Genomic DNA, 12615 nt, shown 5'->3' on the forward strand with positions numbered 1-12615 from the left:
GACGCGTCAGGCTCCTGGATCGCAACGATGCCGCCTGGCCGGACGAGCCGGAGCATCTCCAGGAGCAGTTCCTCTTCCCGGCCGACCGGGGCAAACACGAACCGGACGTGTACGAGATCGAACGCTTGCGCGGGAAGCCTGGTGTGATACGCGTCCAGCTCGAGAATCTCGACGTTCGAGAGGCCGGCCTCTTTCGCGAACGCCCGCGCACCCGCGAGCTGCTTTGCATCCACATCGACGCCCACGACGCGGCCCGATGGTCCCACGCGCCGGCTGAGCGGCCCGAGAATACCCATTGCTCCGCAGCCGAGGTCGATGCAATGAGCGTCGGGGACGACGCCGATCCGATCGAGCATCGCCTCCGCTTCGGGCTCCCACACTCGTGCCTGGAGCCGCAACCGCTCGAGCTCGGCGGCCCCTCCGGCCAACAGGTACTCGCCTTCGATGTTACTCACGGCATGCCTCCCTCGAAGTCAAGCCGCCACCATCCTCTTCTTGGAACGCTTGATCGCATGGCGCTTTGATGGCACGAGCAGGTGGAGCTTGAGCCCTAACTCCTGACGGAGACGCAGCAGGTGCACACGCTCGGCGTCCGTGATGCGGATCCGCTGCCAGCGCTGACTCGCCCGCATCAGAGTCGCGTACACGAGCTTCAGGCAGCTCCGTTCATCAAAGAAGCGCGGGATGACCTTGGTGCGCCGGCGCTCTTCCAGGAAGCTCCGCTCGATCAGGTTGGTAGTCCGGGCGTACTTTCGATGGCCGATAGGAAGGCGCAGGTGAGCGAGGCTCGCTTCTAGATCCTCCCGGAGCGACGCCATCGCCGTCGGATAGGTGCGCTCGAAGCGCGCCAGGACAGCCATCGCGGTTTGGCGACCCACCTCGTAGGTCGGCGCGTCGCGGATCGCGACCAGGTGGGCCTTCACCTCGGCCCGCGCGGCGTCGGGCACCTTGTCCAGCACATTCCGCATCCGATGCACCCAACAGCGGATCCGCAGGCTCTTGGGCCACGTCTCCTTGATCGCGCGCAGGAGCCCGGGGGCGCCGTCGCTGGTGATGCTCACCGGCGGCCGTAGCCCGCGGCGGACCAAGTCCCGCAGCATCCCCAGCCAGCAGCGGTAGCTCTCCTTATTGCCCAAGGTCAGGTGCAGCAAGACTTTCCGGCCGTCCGCGAGGATGCCCCACCCGCACAGGAGGCCCTCCGCCCCCGCCGCCTTGGAGCCGGAGCGACTCATAGATCGCGTCCAGGAACAAGTACTCGACGGCAACGCCCGACAGGTCCCGCCGGGTGAACGCCTGGTATTCTTCCCACAGGCGTGCGGTGACTGCGCTCACTCCGCTCGCGCTGACCAGGCTGGCGCCGGTGACGTCGCGGAAGGTGTCCTCGATGTCCCGCGTCGACAACCCCCGAGCGTACATCTCAGCCACCAGGCGATCGAGGACGTCGGTATGGCCGCGCAAGAAGCTGAGGAGCTGGGACTGGTAGGGTATCGGCGTGTGCCGCACCTGGGGGATCTGCAGCGGGATGTCCCCTTCGGCCGTCCGCACCCGTCGGGGTCCGTAGCCGTTTCGGTACCCGCGATGCGGCTCGGCGCCGCGATGGCGGACGTAGCGATCCCGGCCGAGAAAGTCCGTGGCTTCCTCCTCGAGCAGCTCCTGCGCCAACTGCTGGGCCCCCAAGCGAAGCAGCGTCCCCACCACGTTCTGGTCCTTCGGCACGCCATCCTGGAGCAAGCGGGTGATCTCTTCCCGAATCTTAGTGCTCGGTGCTATCCTGGGCACGGGTCTGGGCTCCCCTGTCTGCTCCGCAAGGAGCTGGTGTTTGCCGACACCGTTAGGGTAGCCCAGGCCGTCAACTTTTACAGGGACTCTACCACATCACCCCGCACGGTGACACTGGTGACAATTCTCGTGTCACCGCGCTGAATGCTTTGCGAAATAAGCGCTGGGGTGGCGGAGGGGTGTGGGAATCGAACCCACCGCGAACCCGAAGGGCCCGCCGCCAGTTTTGAAGACTGGGAGACCCACCAGGATCCCTGCCCCTCCGCGATCGTGCAAACGTTCGGTCTCGGCGGTTGTCGGTCCCTCCCCTTCATGCTATGCTCGTCCGGCGGCGTGAACCCCGCGCGCATTCTCACTTCGCTTGGGGACAATTCCAGCGGGACGGACCGTTGCGATGAGCGACCGCGCGACACGTGTGCCTACCCTCATCACGCTCGGGTTGATCACCGCCTTCGCGGTCAGCGCCTGCGCGCCGCGGAACTCTGTCAAACCGCCGGAGCAGGCGCCGCGTACCGGCGGGCAGCCGTCCCCGATCGTGGACAGCCCGCTCGACGGGCTGCCCATCCCGCGTGAAGCCGCGCTGCTCCGGCCGCTCGCCGTCATCGTCGAAAACCATCCAGAAGCCCGGCCGCAGTGGGGACTCGCGCGCGCGTCGCGGGTGTACGAGGCGCTGACCGAGGGCCCCATTACCCGGTACTTGGCGCTGTACGGCACCCAGGCCGTGGACCGGGTCGGGCCGGTCCGCTCCATCCGCACGCAGTTTCTCAATTACGTCCTGGAAACCGGCGCGGCCCTGGCTCATGTCGGCGGCAACGAAGATGCGCTCGACCTCATACCGGCGCTGCGCATCACCAACCTCGACGAGTTCCGCTTCTCGGGTGCCTACTGGAGAGTCCCGAGCCGGGGCATCGCCTACGAGCACACGATGTTCACGTCCACGGCGGCCTTGCGCGACGTCACCGGCGAGCACGGCTGGGCGGAATGGGCCGCCGTGGCGCACCCGATATGGAAGAACGACGTCGCGCTGCCCGAGCGGCCGGCCGCGCAAACCGTGACCATCGATTTCTCCGACCCGCTCTACCGGGTCCGATGGCTGTACCGGCGTACGACCAACGATTACGCCAGGGAACTGGCCGGCCGGCCCGATGTCGATGCCGGGACCGGGATCGTCCTCCACGCGGCGACGATTTCCGTCATGGTCGTCCCGCGGACCGAAGGCCGCACGCACATTCGCGAGGACACGTGGACGTACGACGATGTCGGCAGCGGGCCCGCCTGGGTGGTCGAGGACGGCATGGTGATTCCGGCGACGTGGCACAAGGAGTCCCGGTCGGCGCGCCTAGTCTTCGTTGATCAACACGGGGCGGAGATCCCGATGAACCGCGGCCCGCAGTGGATCGAGATCATTCCGCCGAGCGTGGCCCCGGTCTTCGAATAGCGCGCATCTCCCGCACGCAGTTAGACGCTCCTGCTTCTGAGGAACAATCTATTGACCTGTTCCCGGGCGGAGCAAGGCAAAAGGAGGCGACATATAATGCCGCACAGGCTTGGTATGTCTGCACATGCGGCGGGACGGGTCTTGTTGATGACCATTCTGCTGCTGACGCTCGCAAGCACGGCGGCGCTGGCGCAGACCTCGCCGCCCCCGACTCCGCCGTCTTATCCGTCGCAACCCGCACAACCGTCGCAACCCGCGCAGCCCTCACAACCGGCGCAACCGTCCCAGCCATCGCAGCCGTCGGCACCATCGCAACCGTCGCAGCCGTCCCAACCCGCGCAGCCGTCCCAACCCGCGCAACCGTCGGCCCCGGGCGGATCGCTCCTCGGCATGGGTACGACCACGGCGGTCGTGGTCGGGCTGATCCTGGTGCTGATCATCATCGTGGCGATTGTCGCGATTTCTCGAAGCGGCGGCGCGAGCACCAGCACGTCCGTGACGCGGGACCGGTCTTAGGCACCACCGCGAAGCGAGGTTCGCACCGCAGCCCGCGGCGCGCAGTGTAACCGGCCCGGCGCCGGGCGGTATCGGCCGCCCGGCGCCGGGCGTTACGGCGCCGGCCGTGCGGCCGGCGGGCGCTGCGCAAACACCCGCTTGTCCCCTACCCGCCGCGTGACGCGGCGGGCGTCGAAGTATTCGAGAAGCGTCAGCGTGAATTTCCGGCTGTTGCCGAGCAGATCCCGAAGGGACGCCACCGTGATCTCTCCCTGGGCCGCCAGCTGGTCGCGCACCCGTGCCTCCACGTCGGCCAGCACGTCGCGGTGGAACATCACGCCCGCGCCGACGTCGACGAGCGTCCCGTCGTCGAGCAGCGCCTGGAACATCCGCTCGGCGGCGCCGCGATCGGCGGCCCGGGCCAGGACCTCGCCGCGGTCGGGCGGCGCGTACCGACCCTCGCGAAACGCGGCGTCGATCGCGCCGGTCGCCGACGCCTCCACCGCGGTGCGCACGGGCGTGAACCCCCGCGCACGCGCCAGCGCGCCGGCGACGTCCACCTCGCCGGATGCGGCCAGCGCGTCAAACACGTGCCCGTAGACGCGGTCGTCGCCCACCGGGAACGCCCGCGTCTTGAGCTCGTCCCTCGGCATCCCACGCCGCCACGGCAGCGCGGCGTGGTACGCGGCCAGCGTCCGTAGGATCGCGTCGCGCACCGCGCCGACGACGCCCGACGCGAAGAGCCGTCCGCGAATCGAAGCCGCCCGCCCGTCCGAGATGAGCGCCGCCGTCTCCGCCGTGACGCGCTCCCGGCCCTCGCCGAGCAGCGGGACCAGCGCCTCGACCGACGTACCCGCCGGGCCGGCCGCGCGGAGGGCGGCGAGCAGGCGCGCATCCGGTCCGGAGGTCTCGAGTGATGCGACCTCGGCGGCGGCGGCATCCCCGCGGCGGCGGAGCGCGGCCGGCGCGGCGATGACTTCTCCCCCGCCGATCGTCGTCATCGGGGAATACCGGCGCAGGACAAACGGATCGCCGCGCAGCGCGACGGTCGGCCGCTCCAGCACCAGCTGGGCGACCGCCGAGTCGCCCGGGGCAAGCCGCGTCCGGTCCAGCAGCCGCACGCGGCCGATCACGTCGTCCGCGGCCAGGTACAGCCGCACGCGCCCGTGGTCGAGAAGCGGCGGCGCGTGCCGGAGGAGCCTCAGGCGCACGTCGAGGACGCGCGACGGCTCGATCGCCGCAGGCGGCGCCAGCACGTCACCGCGCCGCACCTCGTCTTTGCCGATGCCGGCGAGGTTCAGGGCGACGCGCTGACCGGCCCGCGCCTCCTCGACCGGGACGCCGTAGCTCTGCACCTGCCGCACCCGGACCTGGCGGCGCGCCGGCAGCAGCTCGAGCATGTCTCCCCCGCGGACGCGGCCGCTCCACAACGTGCCGGTGATCACCGTCCCGAATCCCTCCATGGTGAAACTGCGGTCGACGGGCAGACGCGCCGGGGCGGCGATGTCGCGCGCCGGCGCGTCGTCGAGGGTCCGGTCGATCGCCTCGACCAGCTCCGCGAGTCCCGTCCGCGTCCGCGCCGACACCCGCAGCACCGGCGCCCCCTCGAGAAACGTCCCGGCGCACATCGCCCGCACGTCCTCCTCGACCAGCGCGAGCCAGTCGGCGTCTGTCACCAAGTCCATCTTGTTCAGCACGACGAGACCGCGGTGGACGCGCAGAAACCGCAGGATGTCCAGATGCTCGCGCGTCTGCGGCATGACGCCTTCATCGGCCGCCACCACCAGCAACACGAGATCCAGCCCGGCGGCGCCGGCGAGCATGTTCTTGATGAGCCGCTCGTGACCCGGCACGTCCACGACCCCGATCCGCCGGCCGCTTGGAAGGTCGAGGTGGGCAAACCCGAGATCGATCGTCATGCCGCGGCGCTTCTCTTCGTCGAGCCGGTCGGGATCGATGCCGGTGAGGGCCGTCACGAGCGCGCTCTTGCCGTGGTCGATATGACCGGCGGTCCCGATCACGCCGGCGCCGGCGACACCAGGCGCGTGGGCGGCGGCACGGGACCGCCCGCCGCGCGCCGGGCCTTCGCCGGAGGCGGTCACAGCGGGGTCAGACGGCGTGGCGCGCGGCCGCCCGCAGCGCCTCGAGGAGCGGCTCGATGTCCTCCGCGTCCAACGTCCGGAGATCGAGCAGGATCCGCTCCTCGACGATCCGGGCGAACACCGGTGGCCGCTGCCCGCGGAGACGCCGGTCCCACGCTTCCGCGCCGCCGGCACTCGGGCGCAGCGCGACCGCCCAGGAGGCGAGTGCTGTCCCCGGCAGGGCCCCGCCGCCCGCTTCGCCCGCCGTGCGCACCACGTCGACGCCGGCGGCATCGCCGACCGCCTCGGCCGCGCGCGCCGCCAGGTCGTGGGCGGCGGCCTCGAGCCCCGCGGGGTCACGCCCCAGCGACCGAAGCACCGGCACCTCCTCCCATGCCCGGTCCGGGTCGCGGTACAGGCGGAGCGTGGCCTCCAGCGCCGCCAGACAGAGTTTGTCGATGCGCACGGCCCGCGCCAGCGGATGCGCGCGGATGCGGGTGAGCGGATCGCGCCGGCCCACGATCAGCCCGGCCTGCGGACCACCGAGCAATTTGTCGCCGCTCGCGGTGACGACGTCGACCTCGGCCGCGACGGCCGCGGCCAGGGTCGGTTCCGCCGGCAGACCGCGCGCCGCGAGATCGACGAACGCGCCGCTGCCCATGTCGAACAGCACCGGCACGCCGGCGCGCCGCCCGAGCGTGGCGAGATCCTCCGCGGCCACTTCCTGCACAAATCCGCGCATCGTGAAGTTGCTGCGGTGCACCTTGACCAGCAGCGCCGTCTCGGGGCCAATGGCCGCCTCGTAGTCCTGGAGATAGGTCTTGTTGGTCGTTCCGACCTCGACGAGGCGGCAGCCGCTCGCCGCCATGATGTCCGGTATCCGGAAACTCCCGCCGATCTCGACGAGCTCTCCCCGGGAGACGACGACGTCGCGGCCGCGCGCGAGCGCGGTCAGGGCGAGCAGGACCGCGGCCGCGTTGTTGTTGACGGCCAGGGCGTCCTCCGCGCCGGTCAACTCGCGGAGCAGTCCCGCGACGTGCGTCTGGCGCGATCCTCGGGCGCCGCTGGCGGCGTCGATCTCGAGCACGGCGTAGCCGGCCGCGCCGGCGGCCGCGCTTCGCGCCGCGGCGGCCAGCGGCGCCCGGCCGAGGTTCGTATGGAGCACGATCCCCGTGGCGTTGATCGCCCGGATGAGCGACGGCGCCGCGCGTGCGGCGAGCAGCGCCCGGGTGTCGGCGACCAGCGCCTCGGCGCTCGCCGCGTCACTCCCCGGAACTTCGATGAGGCGGCGGCGCGCCCGTTCGACGGCTTCCCGCGCGCACGCCACGACCAGCCGGCGCGGATGCCGCCCCAACTCGCCGGCGGCCTCGAGGCTCTGCAGCAGCCGTTCGATCGACGGCAATCGGCGGAACGATGGATGGCTCACGCGCGCTCCGCTATTTCACGAGAAAGCCGAGTCCGAGGCCGACGGCGATCACCACGCCGGCCACCCATAGAATCCGTGTGAGGTCGTACGAGACACGCCGGCGCAGTTCGCCCTCCGTCTCGCGCGGCGCCGCCGCGCCCGCCGCCGAACCCGCGGGACGAAGCCGCGCGCCGCATGCCCGGCAGACGATCTTGCCCTCTGGATTGTCAGTCCCGCACCGGGGACACCGCATTCCCGATCCCTCCTAGCGTTTCCCACCGCGCCCGCAGCGCCGGAAGGACCTCCGGCGGCACCGGGACGCTGCCGAGCGGCACCCGGGTCGCCAGTCCGCCGCCGTGAAAATCTGTGCCGCCTGTCACGATGAGCCGGTACCGCCGCGCCACGTCCAGGTACGACGCAATCATGTCCGCCGTATGGTCCGGATAATACGCTTCGACGCCGGCGAGTCCGTGCGCGACCAGACGCGGCACCCGTTCGATGACCGGACCGCTCGCGGCCCAGCCGGGGTGCGCCAGCACCGGCACGCCGCCCGCCCGGCGGATTACCTCCACGGCTTCTTCGGGCGACGCCCCTATCCGCGGGACATAGGCCGGGGCGCTGCGCCCCAGGAACCGCTCGAACGCCTCCTGCACGGTGGCCACACGCCGCGCCTCGAGAAGCGCCCGGGCGACGTGGGGCCGTCCCACGGACGCGCCGGCCGCGAGGGCCCGAACGCGCTCCCAGGCCACCGGCACCTTGAGCGCCGCCAGTTTGTCCACCATCGCCCGCGCCCGATCGACGCGGCCGGCGCGCATGCGCGCGAGGAACGCCTGAAACTCCGGGCGGCCGCAGTCCACATAGTATCCCAGCACATGGACTTCGTAGTCGTCAACGTCGGTGTTGATCTCCACGCCGGGGATCACGTCGACGTGGACGCGGCGGCCTTCCGCCGCCGCGTCCACGACCCCGTCCGTGGTGTCGTGGTCCGTGAGCGCGAGCGTGCCGACGCCGTGCTCCCGCGCGGCGATCACGAGGCGCGCCGGGGCCAGCAGACCGTCGGACGCCGTGCTGTGGGTATGGAGATCAATGCGCATGTTACGCCGTCAGGCAGCGTGCCTCGCGGACGCCGCCGACCGATTCCGCGGGGGGTGACGACGCGAACGAATGCCCCGAGCCCGCGCAGCGTACGTCGCGGACGCCGCCGACCGATTCCGCGGGGGGTGACGACGCGAACGCAGCGTGGAGACGCCTATCTGGGGGAGACGATGAGCTTGATCGCGGTGCGGTCCTGGCCGTCGATCTGCACGTCGGCGAACGCCGGCACGCACACGAGGTCGAGGCCGCTCGGCGCGACGTAGCCGCGCGCGATGGCGATGGCCTTGACGGCCTGATTGATCGCGGCCGCGCCGATCGCCTGGAGCTCGGCGGTGCCCCGCTCGCGCACGACCCCGGCCAGCGCTCCGGCGACGGCCGTGGGATTCGACTTAGCGGCGACTTTGAGCACGTCCATGCTTCGAGCCTCCCCGTCGATGGTGGCGAACGCGTTCGGCGCGCCTCGCGCACGCCGTTGATCGATGCCGCCGGGGGACACGACGCAAACGGGCAGCGTCGGCTGTGGCGCAGCAACATGAATAGGGCGACCGGCGAAGCCTGCTGATTCGAGAGGCCTGTTCACAATCCCTCCCTGGGCGCGAACATACGTGCGCATGTGCGTTCTACGTTTCGAGCCGGTTCACGCGGCGGATCTCGGACGCGCGTCCGGTCTCCGGATCCACCCGGATCAGGACGCCGTTGAGCTGCACCGGCCCGTCCGCGACCTCGAACCGCACGGGCATGAGCGTCAAGAACCGCTGCAGCACGCCCTCCCGGCTCATCCCGATGATCGAGTCGCGCGGTCCTGTCATGCCGGCGTCCGTGATGAACGCGGTGCCGCCCGGCAAGATCCGCTCGTCCGCCGTTTGCACGTGTGTGTGCGTACCCACGACGGCCGAGACCCGGCCGTCGAGGTGCCACGCCAGCGCCGCCTTCTCGGAGGTGGCCTCGGCGTGCATGTCGACGAGGATGACGCGGGTCTCCGCCCGGAGGCGCTCGACCTCCTCGCGCGCGTACTCGAACGGCGACAGCAGCGGCTGCATGAAGATGCGGCCCTCGAGATTGAGCACGGCGACGCGCGTCCCGTCGCCGCCCTCGAAGACCGCGGCGCCGCGGCCGGGCGTGCCGGGGGGATAGTTCGCCGGCCGCAGGAGCCGCGGCTCGCCGTCGAGCAGCGCCGGCGCCTCGCGCGTGTTCCAGATGTGGTTGCCGCCGGTCACGACGTCCGCACCGGCGGCGCGCAGCTCCCGCACCGTCTCCGGCGTGACGCCGAATCCGCCGGCGGAGTTCTCCCCGTTCACCACCACAAAGTCGGTCCGGAGCTCGCGCCGGAGCGCCGGCAGCCACTCCGCCACGGCGCGGCGCCCCGGCCGGCCCACGACGTCCCCGACGAACAGCAGATTCACGCGACCCCGCCTACTCCGCCGCGCCCGCGCCGGAGCGGCCCGTTCCCCGCGGGGAGAAACGGGCCGCTCCGGTGGGTGGGCCGCCGCCTACTTGGCGTATTCGACGGCGCGCGTCTCACGCAGCACCGTCACCTTGATCTGGCCGGGATACTCCAGCTCCTCTTCGATCTTCTTCGCCATCTCCCGCGCGAGCAGCGCGGCGGCGGGATCGTCGATCTCCTGGGGCCGGACGAGCACGCGGATCTCCCGCCCGGCCTGAATCGCGTAGGCGCGGTCGACGCCGGTAAACGACGTCGCAATGCGCTCGAGGTTTTCGAGCCGCTTGACGTACATCTCCACGGTTTCCTTGCGCGCGCCGGGCCGCGAGGCCGAAATCGCGTCCGCCGCGGCGACCAGGATCGCTTCGAGGCAGGTCGCCTCGGCGTCGCCGTGATGATAGGCGATCGCGTTGAGCACTTCGGGCGCCTCGTGATACCGCCGGGCCACGTCCATCCCGATGTCGCTGTGGGTGCCCTCGATCTCGTGGGTGAGCGCCTTGCCGATGTCGTGCAGCAGCCCCGCGCGGCGCGCCATCTCCGGGTCGGCGTCGAGCTGTGAGGCCATCAGCCCGGCGAGCAGCGCGACCTCGATGGAATGCTGCAGGAGGTTCTGGCCGTAACTGAACCGGAAGTTGAGCCGGCCGAGCAGCTTGATCTCCTCGGGATGGAGCCCGTGGACCCCGGCCTCGAAGGCTGCGCGCTCTCCGGCATCCCGGATGCGCCCGTCGAGCTCGCGCTGCGCTTTCTCGAGCATCTCTTCGATGCGGGCAGGGTGGATCCGGCCGTCGGCGAGGAGCTTCTCGAGCGTCACCTTCGCGATCTCGCGGCGGATCGGGTCGAACGACGACAGGGTCACCGACTCCGGCGTGTCGTCGATGATGAAGTCGACGCCCGTCAGGCTCTCCAGGGCCCGGATGTTGCGGCCCTCCCGGCCGATGATGCGCCCCTTCATCTCTTCGTTGGGCAGCGGAATCACGGACACGGTCACCTCGGCCGTGTGGTCGGCGGCGCAGCGCTGAATGGCGAGCGCCACGACCTCCCGGGCCCGGCGATCCGCGTCTTCGCGGGCTTCCGCTTCGACCTTCCGAACCGTCTGGGCGACTTCGTGCCGGATCTCCGATTCGGCGCGCTGGAGCAGTTCCTGTTTTGCCTGCTCCATCGTGAGCGCGCTCACCCGCTCGAGCTCGTGCCGCTGTGCGTCGTGCAATTCCGTCAGATCTTCCCTGACCTTGGAAGCCTCCTGCTCGCGCTGCGCGAGGGCCTGGTCGCGCTTCTCCAGCGCCTCTAACTTCCGATCCAGCGTCTCCTCCCGCTGAACCACCCGCCGCTCAAGGCGTTGCAGTTCGGAGCGCTGCTCCCGAATTTCGTGCTCGGCGTCCCGCTTGAGGCGAAACGCCTCGTCTTTGGCTTCCAGGAGCGCTTCTCGCGATCTGCTCTCCGCCTCCCGTTGCGCGGCCGTCCTGGCCTCTTCGAGAATCCGCCGGGCCGCCTCTTCGGCGCTGCCGATTTTGGCCTCACCGGCGTACCTGCGCAGAAGGTACCCAAGGAGGAAGACCGCCAACCCGATCACGCCGGCCACAAAGTACTGGACCGTGCTCGTGGTGGTCACCCCCTCCTAATGTGCGTCGCCGCTGGTCTTCCGAGACCCTCCATCCCGGTCCGGGACACGGACCGACGATTTGGCTCGTGCCTGCGATCGCCTAATCGATCTTCTCTGGGCGGAACCCTTCCTTGGAAAGACACGCACTTCTGAGCGTCCGTCCGTACGAAACTTCGTGCCAACCTTAATCTATTCTTACATATTGTAGTCCGCGTTGCCTAAAGGGGTCAAGCCGCCTCCCTCTTGTCTCGGTCCATTGCCCGGAGCTCTCGATAGAAGCACCCTAATACTGCGTCTGAATCACCTAAGCAATCTCCACCATCCTCTCTGAAACTTAGGTGGAAGTTGCCATGGGAAAGGATACCAGCACCTAGATGAATGAGGTGCCTCTCCTCTCGCCGGTCAAGAGTGGCCTAGGTACGATAGGTGCACTCGGCAACGACCTGGGGGGAAAGCTCGATGAGGCAGGCACTGGCTACCTGGGCACCCTCGAACGGGGAAGCGCTCACCACGGTCACCCCGTTGCCGGTGCCCTCCGCCAACGGTAACGGCCACAGCAACGGCAACGGTCATCGAGCGCCCGAGGCCACGCGCGCCGGCAAGTCCACCCAGTCGCGCATCGATCCCATCGGGAAGGTCTTGCTCGCCCGAGAGGCGGTCACGCAGGACCAGCTGACCCAGGCCCTGGGAATCCAACGCGAGAGCCGCGGTCCGCTCGGCCGCATCCTCGTCGAGATGGGCGTTGTGAGCGAGCGCGAGCTCGCTCGGGCAGTGGCGCAGCAGTGGGGTCTCCCTTTCGCGGAGCTCTCGGACGACAGCGTCAACTCCGAGGCCGCACGGCTGATCCCCCCCGCCCTCGCCCAGCGCCACGGCGTCATCGCCGTCGGTCGGACGGCGGATCGCGTGGTGGTCGCGATGCCCGACCCGTCCAACATCGTGGCGATCGACGACATCCGCCTCCTGACCGGCCTCGACGTCGAGATCATCATCGCGAGCGCCGACGACATCGCGCGGGCCCACAGCCAGTTTCTGGGGATCGGCGCGGACATGGAAGCCCTGCTCAGGACGGCACCCGTCCTTGAGTCGGAAGTGGTGGAGGAGCCGGCGGGAAGTGAGGAGATCGCCGTCGAGCGCCTGCGCACGATGGTCGAGGAGGCGCCGATCGTCCGCGTCGTCAACCAGGTCATCCACCAGGCGATCCGCGCGGGGGCGAGCGACATCCACCTCGAGCCGCACCGGCGCGAGGTCAAGGTGCGGTTCCGCATCGACGGCCTCTTGCAA

General features: G+C 70.0%; 13 protein-coding genes and 1 tRNA gene. 3 read left to right on the plus strand and 11 right to left on the minus strand.

Annotation, left to right across the window (positions count from 1 at the left end; translation table 11 throughout):
- The 4 genes from VGZ23_18290 to VGZ23_18305 all read right to left on the minus strand — a co-directional run.
- A partial coding sequence (locus VGZ23_18290) for a class I SAM-dependent methyltransferase (GenBank protein ID HEV2359545.1) occupies nt 1-455 on the minus strand: 455 nt, incomplete at its 3' end.
- 18 nt (nt 456-473) lie between these two features.
- The gene (locus VGZ23_18295) at nt 474-1151 is read right to left on the minus strand and encodes a transposase (GenBank protein ID HEV2359546.1); all 678 of its coding nucleotides are present in this window, start codon (nt 1149-1151) and stop codon (nt 474-476) included.
- The gene (locus VGZ23_18300) at nt 1126-1779 is read right to left on the minus strand and encodes a transposase (protein ID HEV2359547.1); all 654 of its coding nucleotides are present in this window, start codon (nt 1777-1779) and stop codon (nt 1126-1128) included. The genes VGZ23_18295 and VGZ23_18300 overlap by 26 nt, the downstream gene beginning before the upstream one ends.
- A 169-nt stretch (nt 1780-1948) precedes the next feature.
- Nucleotides 1949-2043 (minus strand) — tRNA-Sec (locus VGZ23_18305).
- A 130-nt stretch (nt 2044-2173) separates the two neighbouring features.
- Between VGZ23_18305 and VGZ23_18310 the strand changes: the two genes are divergently transcribed.
- Together VGZ23_18310 and VGZ23_18315 are read left to right on the plus strand one after the other, a co-directional pair.
- Entirely contained in the window at nt 2174-3217 is a 1044-nt protein-coding gene (locus tag VGZ23_18310; protein HEV2359548.1) for a DUF3048 domain-containing protein, read from the plus strand.
- 390 nt (nt 3218-3607) lie between these two features.
- Nucleotides 3608-3733, plus strand: a complete 126-nt coding sequence (locus VGZ23_18315) for a hypothetical protein (protein HEV2359549.1) — start codon at nt 3608-3610, stop codon at nt 3731-3733.
- A 92-nt stretch (nt 3734-3825) separates the two neighbouring features.
- Here VGZ23_18315 and selB read toward each other — a convergent pair whose 3' ends face one another.
- From selB to rny, 7 genes are all read right to left on the minus strand, one after another.
- Complete coding sequence (selB, locus tag VGZ23_18320) at nt 3826-5814, minus strand: selenocysteine-specific translation elongation factor (protein ID HEV2359550.1); 1989 nt, start codon at nt 5812-5814, stop codon at nt 3826-3828.
- A 7-nt stretch (nt 5815-5821) separates the two neighbouring features.
- Nucleotides 5822-7219: an L-seryl-tRNA(Sec) selenium transferase gene (gene selA / locus VGZ23_18325; protein ID HEV2359551.1), complete on the minus strand. Its 1398-nt coding sequence runs from the start codon at nt 7217-7219 to the stop codon at nt 5822-5824.
- A 10-nt stretch (nt 7220-7229) separates the two neighbouring features.
- A complete protein-coding gene (locus tag VGZ23_18330; protein ID HEV2359552.1) occupies nt 7230-7451 on the minus strand; it encodes a zinc ribbon domain-containing protein in 222 nt (73 codons plus the stop codon).
- A complete protein-coding gene (locus tag VGZ23_18335; protein ID HEV2359553.1) occupies nt 7426-8292 on the minus strand; it encodes a PHP domain-containing protein in 867 nt (288 codons plus the stop codon). Before VGZ23_18335 ends, VGZ23_18330 begins: the two co-directional genes overlap by 26 nt.
- Before the next feature lie 155 nt (nt 8293-8447).
- Nucleotides 8448-8708, minus strand: coding sequence for a stage V sporulation protein S (locus VGZ23_18340; protein HEV2359554.1), 261 nt, complete (start codon nt 8706-8708; stop codon nt 8448-8450).
- Between the two features lie 205 nt (nt 8709-8913).
- Complete coding sequence (locus VGZ23_18345; protein ID HEV2359555.1) at nt 8914-9696, minus strand: TIGR00282 family metallophosphoesterase; 783 nt, start codon at nt 9694-9696, stop codon at nt 8914-8916.
- An 87-nt stretch (nt 9697-9783) separates the two neighbouring features.
- Nucleotides 9784-11343, minus strand: coding sequence for a ribonuclease Y (gene rny / locus VGZ23_18350; protein HEV2359556.1), 1560 nt, complete (start codon nt 11341-11343; stop codon nt 9784-9786).
- Between the two features lie 450 nt (nt 11344-11793).
- Here rny and VGZ23_18355 point away from each other — a divergent pair.
- Nucleotides 11794-12615 (plus strand): hypothetical protein (locus tag VGZ23_18355; protein HEV2359557.1); only part of this gene is annotated, 822 nt, incomplete at its 3' end.

The sequence above is a fragment of the bacterium genome (assembly GCA_035945995.1).
Taxonomy (GTDB): Bacteria; Sysuimicrobiota; Sysuimicrobiia; order Sysuimicrobiales; family Segetimicrobiaceae; genus DASSJF01.

Excerpts from the sequence above, each read along its gene's own strand:
- VGZ23_18310 (HEV2359548.1), top strand. The coding sequence starts at position 2,174 with ATGAGCGACCGCGCGACACGTGTGCCTACCCTCATCACGCTCGGGTTG.
- VGZ23_18315 (HEV2359549.1), top strand. The coding sequence starts at position 3,608 with ATGGGTACGACCACGGCGGTCGTGGTCGGGCTGATCCTGGTGCTGATC.
- VGZ23_18330 (HEV2359552.1), bottom strand. The coding sequence starts at position 7,451 with ATGCGGTGTCCCCGGTGCGGGACTGACAATCCAGAGGGCAAGATCGTC.
- VGZ23_18335 (HEV2359553.1), bottom strand. The coding sequence starts at position 8,292 with ATGCGCATTGATCTCCATACCCACAGCACGGCGTCCGACGGTCTGCTG.
- VGZ23_18340 (HEV2359554.1), bottom strand. The coding sequence starts at position 8,708 with ATGGACGTGCTCAAAGTCGCCGCTAAGTCGAATCCCACGGCCGTCGCC.